The sequence below is a fragment of the Duganella qianjiadongensis genome, from assembly GCF_009857915.1.
Classification (GTDB): Bacteria; Pseudomonadota; Gammaproteobacteria; order Burkholderiales; family Burkholderiaceae_D; genus Rugamonas; species Rugamonas qianjiadongensis.
The window spans coordinates 38,300-58,473 of the sequence record NZ_WWCM01000009.1; the positions used below are offsets into that span (position 1 = coordinate 38,300).

Annotated in this window: 14 protein-coding genes; 13 read left to right on the top strand and 1 reads right to left on the bottom strand. The window is 62.3% G+C overall.

Translation table 11 applies throughout. From position 1 onward, the window contains the following. Positions 1 to 81 precede the first annotated feature (81 nt). From GTP27_RS13900 to GTP27_RS13925, 6 genes are all read left to right on the top strand, one after another. The gene (locus GTP27_RS13900; protein ID WP_161039777.1) at positions 82 to 1,119 is read left to right on the top strand and encodes an arginine N-succinyltransferase; all 1,038 of its coding nucleotides are present in this window, start codon (positions 82 to 84) and stop codon (positions 1,117 to 1,119) included. A gap of 12 nt (positions 1,120 to 1,131) precedes the next feature. Beyond that, positions 1,132 to 2,181: an arginine N-succinyltransferase gene (gene astA, locus GTP27_RS13905; protein ID WP_161039778.1), complete on the top strand. Its 1,050-nt coding sequence runs from the start codon at positions 1,132 to 1,134 to the stop codon at positions 2,179 to 2,181. A gap of 1 nt (position 2,182) precedes the next feature. Continuing rightward, positions 2,183 to 3,646 (top strand): succinylglutamate-semialdehyde dehydrogenase, encoded by a 1,464-nt coding sequence (astD, locus tag GTP27_RS13910; RefSeq protein ID WP_371865933.1) that lies wholly within the window; start codon positions 2,183 to 2,185, stop codon positions 3,644 to 3,646. 9 nt (positions 3,647 to 3,655) lie between these two features. Beyond that, on the top strand, positions 3,656 to 4,993 hold the full coding sequence (gene astB / locus GTP27_RS13915) for an N-succinylarginine dihydrolase (protein ID WP_161039780.1): 1,338 nt from the start codon (positions 3,656 to 3,658) through the stop codon (positions 4,991 to 4,993). A 130-nt stretch (positions 4,994 to 5,123) separates the two neighbouring features. Further along, positions 5,124 to 9,827 (top strand): NAD-glutamate dehydrogenase domain-containing protein, encoded by a 4,704-nt coding sequence (locus GTP27_RS13920; RefSeq protein ID WP_161039781.1) that lies wholly within the window; start codon positions 5,124 to 5,126, stop codon positions 9,825 to 9,827. A 10-nt stretch (positions 9,828 to 9,837) separates the two neighbouring features. After that, on the top strand, positions 9,838 to 10,851 hold the full coding sequence (locus tag GTP27_RS13925) for a succinylglutamate desuccinylase (RefSeq protein ID WP_161039782.1): 1,014 nt from the start codon (positions 9,838 to 9,840) through the stop codon (positions 10,849 to 10,851). A 7-nt stretch (positions 10,852 to 10,858) separates the two neighbouring features. Here GTP27_RS13925 and GTP27_RS13930 read toward each other — a convergent pair whose 3' ends face one another. Beyond that, complete coding sequence (locus tag GTP27_RS13930; RefSeq protein WP_161039783.1) at positions 10,859 to 11,809, bottom strand: LysR family transcriptional regulator; 951 nt, start codon at positions 11,807 to 11,809, stop codon at positions 10,859 to 10,861. Positions 11,810 to 11,918: 109 nt separating this feature from the next. Here GTP27_RS13930 and GTP27_RS13935 point away from each other — a divergent pair, with 109 nt between their 5' ends. The 7 genes from GTP27_RS13935 (at position 11,919) to GTP27_RS13965 (ending at position 20,157) form a co-directional block, all read left to right on the top strand. Beyond that, entirely contained in the window at positions 11,919 to 13,457 is a 1,539-nt protein-coding gene (locus GTP27_RS13935) for a class I adenylate-forming enzyme family protein (protein ID WP_161039784.1), read from the top strand. A 162-nt stretch (positions 13,458 to 13,619) separates the two neighbouring features. Further along, complete coding sequence (locus tag GTP27_RS13940; RefSeq protein WP_161039785.1) at positions 13,620 to 16,004, top strand: TonB-dependent receptor; 2,385 nt, start codon at positions 13,620 to 13,622, stop codon at positions 16,002 to 16,004. Positions 16,005 to 16,067: 63 nt separating this feature from the next. Then, positions 16,068 to 16,952, top strand: coding sequence for an alpha/beta fold hydrolase (locus tag GTP27_RS13945; protein WP_161039786.1), 885 nt, complete (start codon positions 16,068 to 16,070; stop codon positions 16,950 to 16,952). Positions 16,953 to 16,963: 11 nt separating this feature from the next. Next, positions 16,964 to 17,464: a MaoC family dehydratase gene (locus tag GTP27_RS13950; RefSeq protein WP_161039787.1), complete on the top strand. Its 501-nt coding sequence runs from the start codon at positions 16,964 to 16,966 to the stop codon at positions 17,462 to 17,464. Then, positions 17,445 to 18,650, top strand: coding sequence for a substrate-binding domain-containing protein (locus tag GTP27_RS13955; protein ID WP_229633878.1), 1,206 nt, complete (start codon positions 17,445 to 17,447; stop codon positions 18,648 to 18,650). Before GTP27_RS13950 ends, GTP27_RS13955 begins: the two co-directional genes overlap by 20 nt. A 12-nt stretch (positions 18,651 to 18,662) precedes the next feature. Then, positions 18,663 to 19,439 (top strand): ABC transporter ATP-binding protein, encoded by a 777-nt coding sequence (locus GTP27_RS13960; protein ID WP_161039788.1) that lies wholly within the window; start codon positions 18,663 to 18,665, stop codon positions 19,437 to 19,439. Beyond that, positions 19,432 to 20,157 (top strand): ABC transporter ATP-binding protein, encoded by a 726-nt coding sequence (locus GTP27_RS13965; protein ID WP_161039789.1) that lies wholly within the window; start codon positions 19,432 to 19,434, stop codon positions 20,155 to 20,157. Before GTP27_RS13960 ends, GTP27_RS13965 begins: the two co-directional genes overlap by 8 nt. Positions 20,158 to 20,174: the final 17 nt, after the last annotated feature.

A 20,174-nucleotide genomic window follows, 5' to 3' on the forward strand; every position in this document is an offset into this window, starting at 1 on the left:
TTCCGCCGTCTTTCATTTAAGCCCGGCGTTACGTTGCCGGGCTAATTCATATTGCACTGTGCACCGCACGAAGGAGTCCACATGTATGTAGTTCGTCCGGTCGAGCTGACGGATATTGCTGCCCTCGAAGCGCTGGCGGCGGTGAGCATGCCGGGTGTGCACACCTTGCCGAAGACGCGCGAGAAAATCGTCGCCATGGTGGAGCGTTCCATCGCTTCGTTTGCGGCCCATGTCGATATCCCCAGCGAAGAAGCCTATCTGCTGGTGCTGGAAGCGCCGGGCGAGCCGGGCATCGTGGGGACGGCAGCGATTTTCGCAGCAGCAGGTTCCAACGGCACCTATTTCTCCTTCCGTAACGACGTGATCCAGCAGGTATCGCGTGACCTCAACATCAGCCACAGCGTGCATGCGCTGACGCTGTGCTCGGAGCTGACCGGCTATTCGCAGCTGTCGAGTTTCTATGTGGGCGAGCGCGAACACGGCACGCCGGAAGCGGCGCTGCTGTCGCGTGCGCGGCTGATGTTTGCCGTGCTGGCGCCGCACCGCTTCTCGGACCGCTTCTTCGTGCCGCTGGCCGGCGTGACCGATAGCACGGGCGGTTCGCCGTTCTGGGATGCGCTGGGCCGCAAATTCTTCAAGATGGACTTCCTCGATGCCGAGCGGGTGATAGGCGGTGCGCGTAACCGCACGCTGATCGTCGAGCTGATGCCGCACTATCCCGTGTACGTGCCGCTGCTGCCCGGTGATGCGCAGGCCGCCATGGGGCAGATCCATCCGTCCGGCGAGCTGGCCTTCAATCTGCTGACGGCAGAAGGCTTCGAAGCGGACGACTACATCGATATCTTTGACGGCGGGCCCATCCTGCAGGCGCACAAAAATTCGCTGCGCACCTTCAGCGGCGCCTTGCAGCGGCGCGTGGCGCTGGCCGACGAGTCGCCCGACCGTGGCCGCGAGCCGCAAGTGCGCTATGCCGTGGCGGCTGCCGCCGAACATCAATTCCGTGCAGTGATTACTCACTGTGCGGCGCTGGAATCGCAAGTCAATGTGGCGCTGTCGGCCGATGTGCAGGAAGCCCTGCGCGTGACCGAAGGCGATACCGTGATCTGCGTCCGTATCTAAGGTGGAAATCCTATGCTAGTTGTACGCGCTATCACCGCTAACGATCTCGATGCCCTGTATGTCATGGCGACGCAGGTGGGCAGCGGCATGACCACCCTCAAGCCCGACATGAAGATGATGAGCGACCGGCTGGCCGTGGCCGTGGCCTCGTTCGCGGAAACCATTGCGCCGGAAAAGCGCGACTACATGTTCGTGATGGAGGACACCGACAACGGCCGCATCGCCGGGGTGTGCGCCATCAAGGGAGCGGTGGGTCTGACGGAACCGTTCTATAACTACCGCATCGGCACGCTGGTGCATTCCAGCCGCGAGATCGATGTGTTCACCCGCATGGAAACCCTGTACCTGTCGAACGATCTGACGGGTAGTACGGAACTGTGCTCGCTGTTCCTGCATCCCGACTACCGCACCGGTAACAACGGCAAGCTGCTGTCCAAATGCCGCTTCCTGTTCATCGCCCAGTTCCCTCACCTGTTCACCGAGAAGCTGATCGCGGAAATGCGCGGCTATCAGGAGGAGAGTGGCCGTTCGCCGTTCTACGAAGGTCTGGGCCGCCATTTCTTCAAGATGGAGTTCGATCACGTCGATGCGCTGACGGCCGTGGGCAAGAAGTCCTTCATCGCCGAGCTGATGCCGCGCCAGCCCATGTACGTCGATTACCTGCCGCAGGATGCGCAGGACGTGATCGGCAAGGTGCACACCTCTACCGCGCCGGCGCGCCGCCTGCTGGAGCAGGAAGGCCTGTACTTCGAAGGCTATGTGGACATCTTCGATGCCGGCCCTGTGCTGCAGGCGCGCGTGTCGGAACTGCGCGCCATGCGCGAAAGCATGCTGGCTGAAATCGGCCCCGTAATGGCGGGCGAAATCGCCTGCGCGCCGCAGACCGATCCTATGCTGATCTCGAATACCAACCTGAGCGACTTCCGCATGATCCTGTCGCAAACGGCACCCGTCAACGGCGCGATCGCGCTGCCGGAAGACGAACAGAAAGCGTTGCATTGCCAACCCGGCGATAGCGTGCGTACCTTGACACTCAATCCGAGGAAGAACCCCCATGTCTAATGTGCTGAGTAATTTCATCAACGGCGTCTGGAGCGCCGGTAGCGGTGCCGAACTGGTCACCATCGATCCATCGAATGGCAAGCAGACCTGGGCCAGCCGAGCATCGACTGCACAGGATGTGGAGCAGGCTTGCGCCGCTGCGCGCGCCGCTTTCGAAGCATGGGCGCTGACGCCGCTGGAACAGCGCATTGCCGTGTGCAGCCGTTTCCGCGACCTGCTCAAGCAGGAAGCCGAAGCGCTGGCGCTGCTGATCGCCGAGGAAGTGGGCAAGCCGATGTGGGAAGCCCGCACCGAAGTGACCACCATGGCCAACAAGATCGATATCTCGGTACAGTCGTATGGCGCCCGTACCGGTGAATCCCACGCCAAGGTGGCCGATGGCGAAGCCGTGCTGCGTCACCGTCCGCACGGCGTGTTCGGCGTGTTCGGCCCGTACAACTTCCCCGGCCACCTGCCCAATGGTCACATCGTGCCAGCGCTGATCGCCGGTAACACGGTGGTGTTCAAGCCTAGCGAATATGCGCCCCGCACTGCCGTGAAAACCGTGCAGCTGTGGGAGCAGGCTGGCGTGCCGAAAGGCGTGATTAATCTGGTCAATGGTGCGCGCGATACGGGGGTGGCGCTGGGCCAGAATGCGCATCTGGACGGTGTGCTGTTCACCGGCAGCTGCCAGACCGGCAGCGCGCTGCACAAGCAGTTCGGTGGCCAGCCGGGCAAGATGCTGGCGCTGGAAATGGGCGGTAATAATCCGCTGGTGGTGTGGGATGTGAAGGACATCGACGCGGCCGTGTTCATGGCGATTTCGTCGGCCTTTATTTCGGCCGGCCAGCGCTGCACCTGCGCCCGTCGCCTGATCGTGCGTGACGGTGCGGAAGGCGATGCCATCGTGGCCCGTCTGGTTGATGTGGCCAGCCGTCTGACCATCGGCGCTTCGGCAGCGGAACCGGCGCCGTTCATGGGCCCGGTGGTGTCGGCCGCAGTAGCCAAGCGTCTGGTGCAGGCGCAGGCTGACATGATCGCCAAGGGCGGCAAGAGCCTGCTGGAAATGCGCCAGCTGGACGAGAACACGGGCTTTGTTTCGGCCGGTATCGTCGATGTCACCAACGCGCAGGGCATTCCTGACGAAGAATGGTTTGGCCCGTTGCTGCAGGTGATCCGCGTGGCCGATTTCGACGCCGCCATGAAGGCTGCCAACGCCACCGAATTCGGTCTGGCGGCAGCGCTGATCTCGAACGACGAACAACTGTGGAAGACTTTCCAGGTACGCGCCCGCGCCGGCATCGTCAACTGGAACCGTCCGACCACGGGCGCAGCCAGCAGCGCGCCGTTCGGCGGCGTGGGCAAATCGGGCAACCATAGGCCGAGCGCCTATTACGCCGCCGACTACTGCGCCTATCCGGTCGCCTCGATCGAAAACAATGTACTGGAAATGCCGGCCAAGCTGTCGCCCGGCATGCACTTCTAAGGAGCTGGCATGAGCGCACGCGAATTCAACTTTGACGGTCTGGTAGGTCCATCGCATAACTACGCCGGTCTGTCGTTCGGTAACGTGGCATCGTTTAACAACGTCAAGAGCGCCTCCAACCCCAAGCTGGCTGCTCTGCAGGGACTGGCCAAGATGCGTGCGCTGGCTCAGCGCGGTTTTGCTCAGGCGCTGCTGCCGCCGCAGGACCGGCCGAATTTCCGCTTGCTGCGCAGTGTCGGCTTTAGCGGCAGCGATGCCGAGGTGCTGGCGCGCGCTGCTAAGGAAGCACCGGTGCTGCTGGCCTGCGCCTATTCTGCGTCGCCCATGTGGACGGCGAATGCCGCTACTGTCAGCCCGTCGGCCGATACGGCCGATGGCCGCACCCATTTCACGCCGGCCAATCTGAATAACAAGCTGCACCGCGCCCATGAGCACAGCCAGTCGGCCCGCGCGCTGCGCGCCATTTTCAAGGACGAGCAGCATTTTGCCGTCCATGATGCCTTGCCCGGCACGCCAGCATTCGGCGATGAAGGCGCGGCCAATCACACGCGCTTGTGCAGTGCACATGGCGATTCCGCAGTGGAGCTGTTCGTGTACGGCCGTTCGGAGTTCGATGTAGCCGTGCCTGCACCGCAAAAATATCCGGCCCGCCAGACGCTGGAAGCGTCGCAGGCGGTGGCCCGTCTGCATGGTCTGTCTGCCGGCCGTACCGTGTATGTCCAGCAGAATCCCGAGGTGATCGATCAGGGCGTGTTCCATAACGACGTGATCGCTGTCGGTAATGCCAATGTGCTGTTCTATCACGAGCAGGCTTTTGCCGATACCGCCAATAGTCTGGAGCAGCTGCGTCAGGCCATGGATGGCGTGGGCGCCAAGCTCAATGCCATCCGCGTCGATACGGCGCAGGTGTCGGTGGCAGACGCTGTGGCCAGCTATCTGTTCAACAGCCAGTTGCTGAGCAAGGACAACGGCAAGATGGCGCTGGTGATCCCGCACGAATGTCAGGAAAACGCCGCCGTGGCAGCCTATCTGCAAGAGCTGGTGGCTAGCGGCGACGCCGTCGATGAACTGATCCACTTCGATCTGCGCCAGTCCATGCGCAATGGCGGCGGGCCTGCCTGCCTGCGTCTGCGCGTGGCGCTGACAGATGCCGAAGCGGCTGCCATGCATCAGGGCGTAGTGATGACGGAAGCGCTGTACCACACGCTGGTGGCGTGGGTAGAGAAGCATTACCGCGACCGGCTGGAACCGGCCGATCTGGCCGATCCTGCATTGGCGATTGAAGTCCACACGGCGCTGGAAGAACTGAGCCGCATCCTCGGTTTACCGGGGCTGTATGATTTGTAATACAGGGTATTGCCCCCATCTAACATTTGACGTCTATTTAGTGTTTAATGACACTCAACCCTAGCCGCGCAGCCATAAGCCGGTGCGGCCCTGCAAGCAAAAATACTCATAACGTATTGGAGAAGCAACAATGAAACAAATGTCACAAGACCTGCGTGCACAGACTCTGGAACTGGTGCATGCCCGCCAGCCTGCTGCCGCCAGCACCCACGTTGTAGCGCTGATCAGCGCATGGCTGGGCGCACTGGATGACGAAGATCTGACCGGCACTGCGCCTGCCAGTCTGGCGCCGGTATTGTGGGATGGTTTCACTCAGGCTGCCCAGCGTCGCGGCAGCGCCGCGCAGATAGCGCGCCTGCGTTATGACGATGGCCGCGGCGGCATGGCCACTGCGCTGCTGATCCTCAATGACGACATGCCGTATCTGGTCGATTCGATCGTGATGGCGGCGCGCAAACTGCGCGTGGGCGTGAACGCGGTGCTGAACGGCGTGCTGGCAGTAGGCCGCAATGCCGATGGCGCGGTGACTGCCGTAGGCCAGAGCGGCGACAAGCTGGAATCGTATGTACTGTGTCTGCTGACGGAAGACTTGCCGGAAGCGGAGCTGGGCATGCTGGTGGAGCGGCTAGAAATGGTGTCGCGCGATGCCGCCGTGGTGCGCCGCGATACGGCTGCCATGCTGGCGCACTTCGAGCGCATCGGCGCCGAAGCCGCTGCGCAGGGCGAAGAAGGCAGGGAAGTGGCGGCCTTCCTCGACTGGGCCCGCACCGAAGGCTTCGAACCTTTCGGCTATGCCTACTATCAGGTGAAAGCCGGCGTGCGCGAACTGGAGCGCGATATTCCTAGCCGTATCGGCGTGCTGCAGGATACTTCCCATCCAGTGTATGGCACCTGTCTGGCCAATATTCCGGGCGACTTCGACACGCTGTCGAAACGCGCCAACGCCCTGTCCATCGTCAAAGCCGACGTGGAAGGCACGCTGCACCGCGAACAGCAACTGGACTTCATCGGTGTGCGCCACACGGACGCGCAAGGCGCGATTCTGGGCGAATACTGCTTCGTCGGTCTGTTCACCCGCGCCGCTACGGCCACTCCGCTGAACCGCCTGCCGTTCGCCCGTGGCCGCGTCGCCAAGGTGCTGAGCATCGCCGGTGTGCGTCAGGAAGGCTTCCGCGCCGAGAAATTCATCGAGATTCTGGAATCGCTGCCGCGTACCGAAGCGCTCGAAGCGGAAACCGAATGGCTGGCCGAAGTGTGCGGCGCCGTGGTGTCGCTGTACAAGCAGCCACGCACCAAAGTGTTTGCCCGCCGCGACGTATATGCCCGTCACCTGAATGTGCTGGTGTATCTGCCGCGCGAGCGCTACAGCGCCAGTGTGGCTTCGGCGCTGGCTAAAGCGCTGCAGGCCAGCTCCGGCGCCAGCCATGTCAGCTCGCAGACGCTGGTGGCCGATGGCCCGCTGGCCCGCGTCTACCTGATTGCCCACGCTGCCCGCTATCCGCTCGATCTGGAAAGCGATATCCAGCAGCCGCTGCTGTCCGTGCTGGACGGCTGGCATGACCAGTTCTCGGCACAGGCCGATGCGGTGGCCGACGTGGCACTGCGCGCCAGCCTGCGCCGCATGTGCGCTACCTTGCCGGTGGATTACGTGGCCACCACCACGCCGCAGGCTGCCTTCCTCGATCTGGGCGTGATCCTGCGCCGCAGCGATATGAACCGCGTCAATGTGCGCGTGCAGATCGCTGACAGCGGCACCACTATCCGTCTGTATTCGGTGGAGCGCGTACCAGCGCTGTCGGCGATCCTGCCGGCACTGCATAACGCCGGTGTGCTGGTGGACCGCGAACAGACCCACGCGCTGCGCGTAGATGGCCAGCGCCATTACGTCACCAGTCTGGCCGTGGACGCCGCCAGTGCCCAAGCACTGGCACACGACGGCATCGTCGGCGTGACGGAAGAACTGCTGGCAGCACTGCTGAACAACGAAGCCGAAGATGGCCGCCTGAATGGTCTGGTGGTGCTCGGTGGCCTGAGCGTGCGCCACATCCAGCTGGTGCGTGCCTACATGAGCTACTGGCGCCAGACCGGCAGCCGTTTCTCGGTGCGCTACATCGCCGAAACCCTGCGCAAGCAGCCGGTGGTAGTCAAGCAGCTGGTGGATGCCTTCCTGCAGCGCTTCGACCCCGCCAACGACGAAGCCACCCGTGCCGCCGCGCTGGAATCGCTGGCCGCCATCAAGAGCCGTCTGCCTGCCATCAACCACGCCGATAGCGAAGAAGTGCTGGGCGCCATGGCCGATCTGATGGGCGCTACCGTGCGTACCAACTACTTCCAGAACGGCCAGCAGGGCGACAAGATCATCTTCAAATTCGATACCAGCAATCTGGCGCTGGTGCCGGAGCCACGTCCGTTCCGCGAGATCTTCGTGTTCTCGCGCCGCTTCGAAGGCGTGCACCTGCGCGGCGGCCCTGTGGCCCGTGGCGGTCTGCGCTGGTCCGACCGGATGGAAGACTACCGCACCGAGGTGCTGGGTCTGGTGAAAGCGCAGATGGTGAAGAATGCCGTGATCGTGCCAGCCGGCGCCAAGGGCGGTTTCGTCTGCAAGCAGATGCCGAAAGACGCTGTGCGTGAAACCATCGCGGCGGAAGGCGAAGCCGTGTATCGCCTGTTCATTGCCAGCCTGCTGGAAGTGACCGACAACCGCGTGCTGGGCAAGATCGTGCCACCGGCGGACACCGTCTGCTACGACGGCAATGACCCGTATCTGGTGGTGGCTGCCGACAAGGGCACGGCGACCTTCTCCGACATCGCCAACGGCATCGCCGTGCAGCGCGGCTTCTGGCTGGGTGATGCGTTTGCATCGGGCGGCTCGAACGGCTACGACCACAAGAAAATGGGCATTACTGCCAAGGGCGCATTCGAGGCGGTGAAGCGTCACTTCTACGAAATGGATCACGATATCCACGCCGAGCCGGTCACCATGGTGGGTGTGGGCGACATGTCGGGCGACGTGTTCGGTAACGGTGCGCTGCTGTCGCGCAAACTGAAAATCGTGGCTGCTTTCGACCACCGCCACATCTTCCTCGATCCGAATCCGGACATGGAAAAATCGTTCAACGAGCGTGCCCGCATGTTTGCGCTGCCACGTTCGTCGTGGGAAGACTACAGCAAGGATCTGATCTCGGCTGGCGGTGGGGTGTTCCCGCGTAGCGCCCGTTCTATCGAACTGTCGGCGGAAATCCGCGCCGTGCTCGATATCGAAGAAACCGCACTGGCACCGGAAGAACTGATGCACCGCATCCTCAAGGCGCCGGTGGACCTGTTCTACAACGGCGGTATCGGTACCTACATCAAGGCTTCCACGGAAACCCACGCGCAGGTGAAAGACCGCGCTAACGACAATATCCGTGTCGATGGCAACCAGTTGCGCTGCAAGGTGGTGACGGAAGGCGGTAACCTCGGTGCCACCCAGGCCGGCCGTATCGAGTTTGCACTGACGGGCGGCCGCATCTTCACCGACGCGATCGACAACTCGGCCGGGGTGGACTGCTCCGACCACGAAGTGAACGCGAAAATGTGGCTGGACGTGGAAATGAATGCGGGCCAGCTCAGCGAAACCGAGCGTAACCGCGTGCTGAACGACATGACGGCCGATATCGAACGTCTGGTACTGCGCGATAACACGCTGCAGACCCAGTTGCTGGTGCGCGAAGCACAGGCGCAGGGCGATGCAGCGGTGCAGGATGGCTATGCTGCCCTGATCGCCAGTCTGGAAGAAGAAGGCGCGCTGTCGCGTGAACTGGAACAGCTGCCTTCCGTGGCCGAACTGGCACGCCGCAAGGCCGATGGCCGCGGCCTGACCACGCCGGAACTGGCAGTGGTGATCGCCAACGTGAAGAACCGCTACAAGCGCATCCTGTCGGCACTGCCGCTGACGGATCTGGGCTGGGCCGAAACTGTGCTCACGCCTTACTTCCCTGATCTGCTGGTGGCCACCCGCTCGGCACTGGCGCACCCGCTGGCCAACGCCATACTGGCGACCGTGCTGGCGAATGAATCGGTGAACCGCTGCGGTCCGCTGATGCTGCGTCAGATCGCTGCCGAACATGGTGCGAGCGAGTCCGATGTAATACTGTCCTGGGGGCAGGCATGGGCGGCACTGAATCTGGCACCGGTGTTCAATACGCTGGATGCCGACGCGCTGAAGATTCCGCGTGCAGTATCGATCAAGGTAGACGGCCGCACCCGTGTGCTGCAAAAAGCCGTGATCGAAGGCGTGCTGGCAGTGCCGCCAGAGCAGCTGCGTGCTGGCGTGGCGGAACTGAGCAAGCTGTTTGCCCAGCCGGAAACGCTGGCCAGGATCGGTGCTGCCGAAGGCTCGGCCGACGCCGAATCGACCGCCGGCCTGCGTGCCGAGTTCGTGCAGGCATGGCAGGCGGTGGATGGCATCGAAGCCATTGCTGCCTTCGTATTTGCCGCGCTGGCCGTGCAACGTCCGCAAGGCATGGACCTGCCAGCGTTTGTACAGGTAGGCATGGCGCTGCGTGCACAGGTGGGCATCGATACGCTGGAACGCGGCCTCAAGCTGCCAGCGCTGAACCGTTCACAGGAACAGCTGCGTAGCTATGCACAGAACGCGTTGCGCCGCACCCAGCAGCGTTTGCTGGCGCAGGTACTCAAGCATGCCGATAGCAGCCATAGCCCGGCCGAAGCGGTAGAGCTGGTGGTGAATGCGCTGGACCTGTCCGGCTTTGCGCTGGCCAGCGATCTGGAAGAGGCCATGCTGGATGTGTGGGCGCTGTCGGAAGCGACGGCCGCACCTCTGGCGGCTTAAGGCAGGTGCAATGAGTCAGATCAGTACTGCGCTGCCAGCGGCAGTGCGCGCCCTCGCTGAAGCCGATTTCAGCGTGGTCGCGCAGCGTTTCACTGCCGCCGGATATGCCGTCGGCCAGCCGGCGGACGGCATCCTGACCATCCAGGCTGCTGCGGCAGCCGCTGCACAGCGGCCTGCCGTGCTGCTCTCGGTGGGCGTGCATGGCGACGAGACGGGGCCGATCGAAGTGCTGGCTTATCTGCTCGATCAGCTATCGCTCGATGTGGCAGCTCGTCCGGCAGCACTGGCCGTCGATCTGATGCTGTGCGTGGGGAATATCGATGCTATCCGCGCCGGCAAGCGCTTTATCGATGCAGATCTGAACCGCATGTTCCGCACCGAACGCGGCACGCTGGCCGGTACGGCAGAAGCAGCGCGTGCCGATGTGATGGTGGCGGCAACCAGTGCTTTCTTCCAGCACGCCGGTGCGGTGCGCTGGCACCTCGATCTGCACACGGCCATCCGTCCTTCCGTGTATCCCGCTTTTGCTATCGTGCCGGAGCTGATTGCGCAGCAGCCGCGCCAGCTGCTGCTGCAATGGCTGGGCCATGCCGGTGTGGGGGCCGTCATCATGAATCCCGCTTCGGTGGGCACTTACAGCTACTACTCGGCCGAATACCATCAGGCCGCCGGAACGACGATAGAACTGGGACGTATCGGCACGCTGGGCAATAACGACATCGGCCAGTTCGCCGACGCTTCGGCGGCACTCGATGCGCTGCTGCGTGGCGTGGCGCCGGCCACGGTTGCGCGCCAGCCGCATATCTTTGCCACCGCGCGGCAGATCATCAAACTGAGTGACAGCTTCCGCATGGCGTTTGGCCGCGAGACGCACAACTTCACGGCCATGCGTCAGGGCGAGGAGATTGCGCGCGACGGCGATACCGTCTACACCGTGCAGTATCCGGAAGAGCTGGTGGTATTCCCCAACCCCGATGTGCGGGTGGGCCTGCGTGCCGGCCTGATGGTGCACCGGATAGGGTAATCGTCGATCAGACGTTGATGGCTACCGGCTCCATGCGTGGCTCCTGCGTATAGTGCGACGGCAGGAACAGCTGGTCCTTCTGGCTTTCCACCGTGGCACGCAGCCAGTCCCACACGGTACGCACGCGCTTCTGTCCATACAGGTCGGATGGCGCCACCAGCCATAGCGTGCGGTGGGCATACACGATTTCCGGCAGCACCGGCACCAGATCGGGATATTTGCGCGCCGCGTACGGCGGTGCCATCACCAGCCCTATGCCGGCATTGGCGGCCTCGCATTGCGCCAGCATGCCGGTGGCGCAGAAGCGCCGCTTCGGCACGATGCCGATTTCATCCAGATAGTTCAAGCCTGTGCTCATCAGCTGCGTCTGCACGTAGTCGATGAACAGGTGCTCGGCCAGATCTTCCTTGCGCGTGATGGGCGCGAATCTGGCCAGATAGCTGCGCGAGCCGAACAGGTAGTAGCGGAAGCAGCTCAGGCGCGTGACCATGTAGCGGCCCGTTTCCGGCGCGTCCAGCGTGATGCTGAGGTCTGCCTCGCGGTTGGCCAGATTGGCAAAGCGCGGCAGCAGCAGCAGATCGAGATGCAGCTCGGGATTGACCGTCACCAGCTCCTGCACACGCGGTGCCACCAGTACGGAGCCCAGTAGTTCGGGCGATCCCAGCCGCACCACGCCGCGTGCGCCCTGCATTTTGCCAGCCAGCTGTTCGAGCGCCGACATGGCGGCCGTTTCCATCAGCTCCGCATGCGGTACCAGTGCGCGGCCCTGCTCGGTGAGTTCGTAGCCTTCGCGCCGGTGGTCGAAGAGCGGCGTGCCGAATTCGTGTTCCAGCCTTTGTATGCGGCGCGCCACAGTGGTGTGGTCTACCGCGAGCCGGCGCGCAGCGCCAGTCAGGGTGCCGGCACGGGCCAGCTCCAGAAAGTAGCGCAGGTCAGTCCACTCGGGCAGTTTATTCATGTGATTGATTGTGCAACAACGCACAATGGGTTGGCAAGAATTCCCGTTTCCGGCGTGGTTACTTGTCACTAAAATCCGCACACATTGAATTCCCGACCTAGAGGATGTTATGGATGCCTTGTGTATTGCCGGCCTGCTTGCGCACCATGCGCGCTATCAGCCGGAAGCGGTGGCGGTGGTGTTTGGCGAGCAGCGGCTGAACTGGCGCGAGTTTGCTGTACGTTGCGGCCAGCTGGCTCAGGCCATGGCGCAAGCCGGCGTGCAGCCGGGTGACCGCGTGGCCACAGTGCTGGGCAACTGTCTGGAACTGCTGACGATCTACTGGGCCTGTGCCGATCTTGGCGCGGTGGCGGTGCCGCTGTCGCCGCTGTTGCAGTGCAGTGGGCTGCAATCGCTGCTGCAGGATGCGGCACCCAAGATCGTGTTTGCCAGCGAGGCGACGCAGGCGGACGTGAGCGCGGCCATCGCGGCGCTGCATGCACCGGTGCAGCTGGTGTGCGTTGCAGCAGTGCCTGCCGCGCATAGTTATGCGGGCTTTGTTGCGGGCTGCGCACCCATGCAGCAGCGCCCGCACATTACGCCCGAACATCCGTGCAACATCATGTATACCAGCGGCACGACGGGGCAGCCGAAGGGCATCCTGCTCACGCACAGGGTGCGCGCGCACTACGCGGCGCTGATGGCCAGTATCTTCCGTCTGACGGCGGAATCGGTGGTGCTGCATACGGGCGCCATCGTCTTTAACGGCGCCTACGTGATGATGATGCCGGCCTTTGCCCAGGGCGCGCGCTATGTGCTGCACGGCGCGTTCGACGCGCGGGCTTTCGTGGCCACGGTGGCGCGGGAAAAGATCACCCACACCATGCTGGTGCCTTCGCAGATTGCGGCCATACTCGACCTGCCTGATCTCGATCCGCTTCAACTGGTTTCATTGCAGGTGGTGCTGTCGCTAGGCGCACCGCTGCCGCTGGCGCGCAAGCAGTCGCTGGAGTCCCTGTTGCCGGGACGGCTGCATGAACTGTACGGACTGACCGAAGGATTTATCACGGTGCTGGACCGGCGCGACACGGCGCGCAAACTGGGTTCGGTGGGTGTGCCGCCGCCGTTCTTCGAGCTGCGCATCGTGCGTGAAGACGGCAGCGAGGCCGCTGTGGGCGAAACGGGCGAGATTGCAGGGCGCGGCCCGCTGCTGATGTCCGGCTACTACGGCCAGCCCGGACTGACGGCGCAGACCATACGCGATGGCTGGCTGTACTCGGGCGATATCGGCCGCATCGATGCGGATGGCTATCTGTATCTGGTCGACCGCAAAAAGGACATGATCGATAGTGGCGGGGTGAAAGTCTATCCGCGCGATATCGAGGAAGTGATTGCAACCCACCCCGACGTGGCGGAAGTGGTGGTGTTCGGTGTGCCGGACGAGAAGTGGGGCGAGACCCCGTTCGCTGTGGTGCAAATGAAACAGACATTCGCTCATGTCTGCACTGCCGAGCAATTACGTGACTGGATTAATGTGCGCGTTGCCGCACGGTATCAACGAGTCAGCGCGGTTGCGCTGGTCAGCAGTTTTCCCCGTAACGCCGCAGGAAAAATTCTGAAACGCGAACTGCGCGCGCCGTACTGGGAAGGCCGTGAGCGGGCAATTTAATAATTGCGTTAATGCATCACGGAAACGTCAGAGGGAGCTGTGCATTTCTGCACACATGCCGTGCATTGCTTCATCTTTATCTATGTTGTCATAACGGGCACACTTCAGCGCAATGCCCGACATGGTGCATATAAATACTAAAAAATATCTGGAGGAGATGCTATGCGTTTTTCTAAACAAGGCACGCTGGTGCTGCGTCGTTCCGTTGCAATGATGGTGGCCGCTTCGGCCATTTCCGGTCTGGCTGCCGGTCAGGCTTTTGCTGCCGCCGCTGCTGCTTCCGCTGATGCAGCCGACGTCGCTGCCGATCCTGCTGCAGCACCTGCTGCCAGCGAACCGGACAAGGTAATCGTTACGGCGCGCCGCCGCGCCGAGCTGATACAGGACGTGCCGGGTTCGGTCACGGCCATCTCCGGTTCGGCGCTGGAAAAAGCCGGCATCCCCGATATCACTGGCCTTGCCGATGCGCTGCCGAACACCACGCTGAAAACCTCGCGTGCTACCAACACCACGCTGACCGCCTTCATCCGCGGTATCGGCCAGCAGGATCCTGTGGCCGGTTACGAGCAGGGCGTGGGCATTTACCTCGACGATGTGTATCTGGCCCGTCCGCAAGGCGCGCTGACCGATATCTACGATCTGGACCGCATCGAAGTGCTGCGTGGCCCGCAGGGTACGCTGTACGGCCGTAACACCATAGGCGGCGCCGTCAAATACGTTACCCGCCGTCTGGCCAAGGACAATACGCTGGATATGAAAGGCACCATCGGCAGCTACAACCAGCGCGATCTGGTGGTGAAAGCCAGCGGCGAGATTTCCGACATGCTGCGCATAGGCGGCACGGTGGCTACCTTCAATCGTGACGGCTACGGCAAGAACGTGCTCAATGGCCTCGACAACTATAACAAGAAAGTGGTGGCTGGCCGCGTGAGCGCCGAACTGACGCCATCGGCTGCGCTGTTCATCCGCCTGTCGGCTGACCGCACGGTGGACGATTCGCTGCCCAAGCAGGGCTATCGCCTGACGGCCGGGCCGGCACCGGGCAATGATGCGCCACTGTCCGGTGATTATGATACCCGCGCCAATCTGTACACGGTGCTGGGTCATCAGCAGCAGGTAACTACCGAAGGCGGCAGCCTGCTGGTGGACTACGCGATCGATCCTACGCTGTCGTTCAAGTCGATTACCGCTTATCGCAGCAGCAAATCGTATGCGCCTATCGATTTCGATTCGCTCAATACGCCGCTGTTCGAAGCGCCAGCGATTTACACCGACCGTCAGGCCAGCCAGGAATTCCAGCTGACTTACACCGGCTCGCGCTGGCAGGGTGTGGCTGGTCTGTTCTACATGAAGACCAATGCCTTCAATGAATTCGACGTGCTGTACAACGCAGCCGGCGGCTTGTCGCTGTACACCCGCGACGATATCGACAGCAAGACGTGGGCAGCGTTTGCCGATGCCAGCTACAGCGTTAGCGACGATTTCAATATCAACATCGGTGGCCGCTATACCAACGACGAGCGTGAAGCGGCGATCTACAAGCGCACCTATCTGGGGCTGAAAGGCTCGCCTACGCTGGGCAATCCGGCTGCGGCAGGTCTGGCAGCCAACACCGACATGGGCAAGGGCGATCTGAATCGTACCGATACCAAGTTCACGCCCAAGCTGGGTGTGGGCTGGAAGATCGACCGTCAGAATAATATGTATGCTACCTACTCGGTAGGTTTCAAAGGCGGCATGTTCGATCCGCGTATGGATCTGGCAGCATCGGGCGGCCCGAATACGGCAGCCTCGCTGCAGAAGCGCCAGGGCGTAGACCCGGAAGTGGTGAACTCGTATGAACTGGGTCTGAAATCCAATCTGAACGGCGGCCGCCTGCAGACCAATGTGGCGGTGTTCTATAGCGACTACAAGAACGTGCAGATACCCGGCTCGATTCCTACCTTTGCAGCGGACGGTAGCGTGAACGGCTTCGCTGGTACGCTGACCAATGCCGGCAAGGCCAAGATCACCGGTCTGGAACTGGAAGCGATTGCCCGTGTAACGGACCAGTTCACCGTGAGCGCCATGTTCAGCGCCATCGATGCCAAGTACAAGGAGTGGATGGTTGCCAACGGCAAGTCGCTGGCTAACGTGGCCGATCAGGCCGAGTTCCAGAATACGCCCAAGACTGCGGCCAATCTGAGCGCTACCTACGACTGGCCATTTGCTGCCTTTGGCCGTAACGGTACGCTGTCGCTGAATAACACTGTGTCCTACAAGAGCAAGGTGTATCAGAGCGAGATGGTGCGCATGACCGGCGTCGCTTCGATCGATGCTACCGTGCCGCAGAATCTGATGCTGGCGCAGGAAGGCTACGGTTTGTGGGATGCCGGCCTGGTGTGGACCAGCAGCGACCGCAAACTGCAGCTGGCGCTGAATGGCCGCAACCTGCTGGATAAACGCTACAAGGTTGCCGGTTATGCCTTCGGCGGCTTCTTCAATACCGTGACCACCTTCTACGGTGATCCACGTACCGTGAAAGCTACACTGTCGGTGAAGTTTTAAGTAAGGGACGGCGCACGGCGCGCGAGCGTCGTGCGCCGTTTTTGTTTTTCTGCACGGAGTCTTATGATTACTTCCCAACTTCCCTACGTCGAGCGGAGCTGGCGTAGCCACGATGGTCTGCGGCTGATGGCGCGCGACTATGCGCCTGCGGCCGGACCGGCACGCTGCCCCATCGTCTGCATCCATGGCCTGACGCGCAACAGCGCCGATTTCGACATGGTGGCGCCATGGCTGGCAGCGCAGGGCCGCCGCGTGCTATCGGTGGATATCCGTGGCCGAGGCAAATCCGAATACGATAGCAACAGCGATAACTACAATCCGCTGGTGTATGCGCGCGATGTGGCGCAATTGCTGGAAGAGCTGGGCATAGCCCGCGCCGTATTCATCGGTACTTCGATGGGCGGCATCATCACCATGACCATGGCGATGCGCTATCGTCACCTGATCGCAGCCGCTGTGCTGAACGATGTGGGCCCGCAGCTGTCGCAGCGCGGCCTGTCGCGCATTGCCGGCTATGTAGGCACCAGTGAGCCGGTCGATACATGGCAGGCTGCCGCTGCGGCCTGCAAGGGCATCAATGCCGTGGCTTTTCCGCACTACACCGACGCCGACTGGCTGCTGTGGGCGCACCGCACCTTTGGCCAGAATGCCGACGGCAGCTTCCGTCCGCAATATGATCCGGCGATCGCCATTGCCATCAAACGGGGCAAGATCAAAACCAGTTCGCTGATGGCGCGCTGGGCCTTCCGCCGGCTGGCGCGCAAGGTGCCGACCATGCTGCTGTATGGCGGCATTTCGGACCTGATCGAAGCGCCGCAGATTGCGGCCATGCGTGCCGATGCACCGCAGATGAAAGTGGTGGAAGTGCCCGGGGTAGGGCATGCGCCCATGCTGGACGAGGTGGAGGCGCAGGCTGCGCTGAGCACTTTCCTCGCCGTTGTGCCATGAGCGGGGGCGCGATGATCGCACCCGATCATGTGGCGCGCGTGCAGGCGCGCATAGGCGAACGTCTGTGGCTGTCGGACTGGGTCTGCATCGAGCAGTCACGCATCGACGGTTTTGCTGCTGCCACAGGGGACCACTACTGGCTGCACACCGATCCGCAGCGGGCGCGCCGTGAAAGCCCGCTAGGCAGCACCATTGCACACGGCTTCCTCACCATGTCCATGCTGGCGCCAAGCTGCCTGCATGCGCTGCTCGATGTGCTGGGTGCGGACGAGGTGCTCAATTACGGTGTGGAGAATTTGCGCTTTCTTGCGCCAGTGCTGTGCGGCGCGCGCGTGCGCAGTTCCATCGTACTGCGCTCGGCCGTGGCCAAAGCCGGCGACCGTGTGCTGGTAGGATTAGACTGCAGTGTCGAAATAGAAGGGCAGGAGCGGCCAGCTTTAGTAGGCCAGTCGCTGATGCTGATTCACTTTTCCAATCAAACAGGAGTTACCCATGCCGCACAAGCTGCGTAATACCGTCTGGGCTGCCATCAGCCTGCTGGCCTGCACCGCGCTGGCACAGGCTGCGCCACTCAAGGTCGCGCTGATCACCAGCAAGAGCCATCCCGCATTCGAAGCCTATGCACGCCAGACTGAAGCCGGTTTCATGCTGGGTCTGGAATATCTGACGCAAGGGACGATGACGGTGGAAGGCCGCAAGATCGTGGTCATCAGCAAGGATGATCAGGGCAAGCCGGATATGGCCAAAGCACTGCTGACGGAAGCTTATGTGGACGATGGCGCCGACATCGCCGTTGGCACTACGACGTCCGGTGCGGCGCTGGCCATGCTGCCGGTGGCAGCGGAAATGAAGAAGGTGCTGGTGGTGGAAGCGGCCGTCGCCTCGGACATTACGGGAAAATTCTACAACCGCTATATTTTCAAGACGTCGCGCAACTCCTTCCATGACGCCTGTGCCGGCGCTGCCGCCACCATGGCGCCTGCCAGTCTGGCGTTTCTGGCACAGGACAATGTGTTCGGCAAGGATGGCATTGCCGCTGCGCGCGACTGTCTGACCAAGATGGGCAGTAAGGCCAAGGTAGTGCATGAGGAATATGCGCCGCCCGCCAGCACGGATTTCACTGCTGCGGGCCAGCGCCTGATCGACGCGCTCAAGAAAGCACCTGAGCCGCGCTTCCTCGTCGTGGCCTGGGCTGGCAGCAGCCCGGTCAACAAGCTGGCCAATCTGCAGCCGGGCCGCTACAACATTACGCTGGTGCCGGGCGGGAATCTGCTGCCCGTGATGAAGGGCTGGAGCGCTTATGCCGGTTCGGAAGGCTCGTTGTACTACTACTACGATTTCCCGACCAATGCCATGAACCGCTGGCTGGTGGCCGAGCACAAGAAGCGCTTTGCCGGTACTCCGCCCGACTTCTTTGTGGCCGGTGGCGCGGCCGCAGCGAGCGCTGTGGTGCAGGCACTGCACGCAACCAAGGGCAGCAGCGATACGGAAAAGCTGATTACGGCGATGGAAGGCATGAATTTCGAAACGCCCAAGGGCACCATGACCTTCCGCAAGGAAGACCATCAGGCCATGCAGCCCATGTACCACTTCCGCATCAAGGCCAAGGACAAGCAGAAGAACGAGTGGGACCTGCTGGAACTGGTGCGCGAGATTCCGGCTAGCCAGCTGCCTATCCCTATCAACAACAAGCCTTAACTGTTCAAGCACATGAGTGATAGCCACCGCGTCACCCTTGCCACCGAGGGCCTAGGCATCCGCTTCGGCGGGCATCAGGCCGTGCAGGACGTGACGGCCAGTTTCCGCGCCGGCGAGCTGACGGCCATCGTCGGCCCCAATGGCGCGGGCAAGACCACCTATTTCAATCTGATTTCGGGCCAGCTAGCCGCCACCAGTGGCAGTGTGCGGCTGCATGGGCAGAACGTGACGTCGTTCAGTGCGGCGCGCCGTACCCGCCTCGGTATTGGCCGCGCCTTCCAGCTGACCAATCTGTTCCCGCAGCTGAGCGTGCAGGAGAATATCCGGCTGGCCGTGCAGAGCCGCGCCGGAGTGGGCATGCGCATGTTTTCCGTCTGGTCGGAGCAGAAGCAGGTGAACCAGCGCACGGCGCAGATACTGGAGCAGGTGGCCATGGGGCCGCTGCGCGAGCAGATTGCCGCCACGCTTTCGCACGGCAACCAGCGCAAGCTGGAAGTGGCCATGCTGCTGGCGCTCGATCCCGAAATTTTCATGTTCGACGAACCGACTGCCGGCATGAGTGTCGATGAAGTGCCCGTCCTGCTGGAATTGATACACCAGATCAAAGCCATGCGCGACAAGACGGTGCTGCTGGTCGAGCACAAGATGGATGTGATCGGTGCGCTGGCGGACCGCATCATCGTGCTGCATCAGGGCTGTCTGATGGCGGATGGAGATCCGGCCGAAGTCATGGCGCTGCCGCTGGTGCAGCAGGCCTATCTGGGATCGACGGGAGTGCGGCATGAGTGAGCCCCTACTGAAACTGAGCGGGGTGCACACCCATATCGAGCAGTACCATATTCTGCATGGCGTCGATCTGGCAGTGCCGCGCGGCGAACTGACCGTGCTGCTGGGCCGTAATGGCGCAGGCAAGAGCACCACGCTGCGCACCATCATGGGCCTGTGGCGTGCTTCGGCCGGCAGCGTGAAGTTTGACGGGCGCGAGCTGGCTGGCATGGAGACGCCCGAGATTGCGCGTTTGGGCATCGCCTATATTCCCGAGAATATGGGCATCTTTGCCCAGCTCACCGTGCAGGAGCATTTGCAGCTGGCCTGCCGTAGCGGCAAACCGGATGGGGCGCGGCTGGAGTGGATCTTCGGTATCTTCCCCGCGCTTAAGCGTTTCTGGCACCAGCCGGCCGGCACCCTGTCGGGCGGGCAGAAACAGATGGTGGCGATTGCCCGCGCCATCATCGAGCCGCGCCGCCTGATACTGGTGGATGAACCGACCAAAGGGTTGGCGCCGGCCATCATCGACCATCTGGCTGAAGCGTTTGTGCAGCTCAAGGCCAGTGCCACCACCATCCTGCTGGTGGAGCAGAACTTCGGCTTTGTGGCGCGGCTCGGTGATTCGGTGGCCGTGATGGATGGCGGCGTGATCGTGCACAGCGGCCGCATGGCCGACCTGGCGGCCGATCAGGACTTGCAAACCCGTTTGCTGGGGCTCTCGCTCGCAGCACATCAATAGAGAGGAACACGATGACG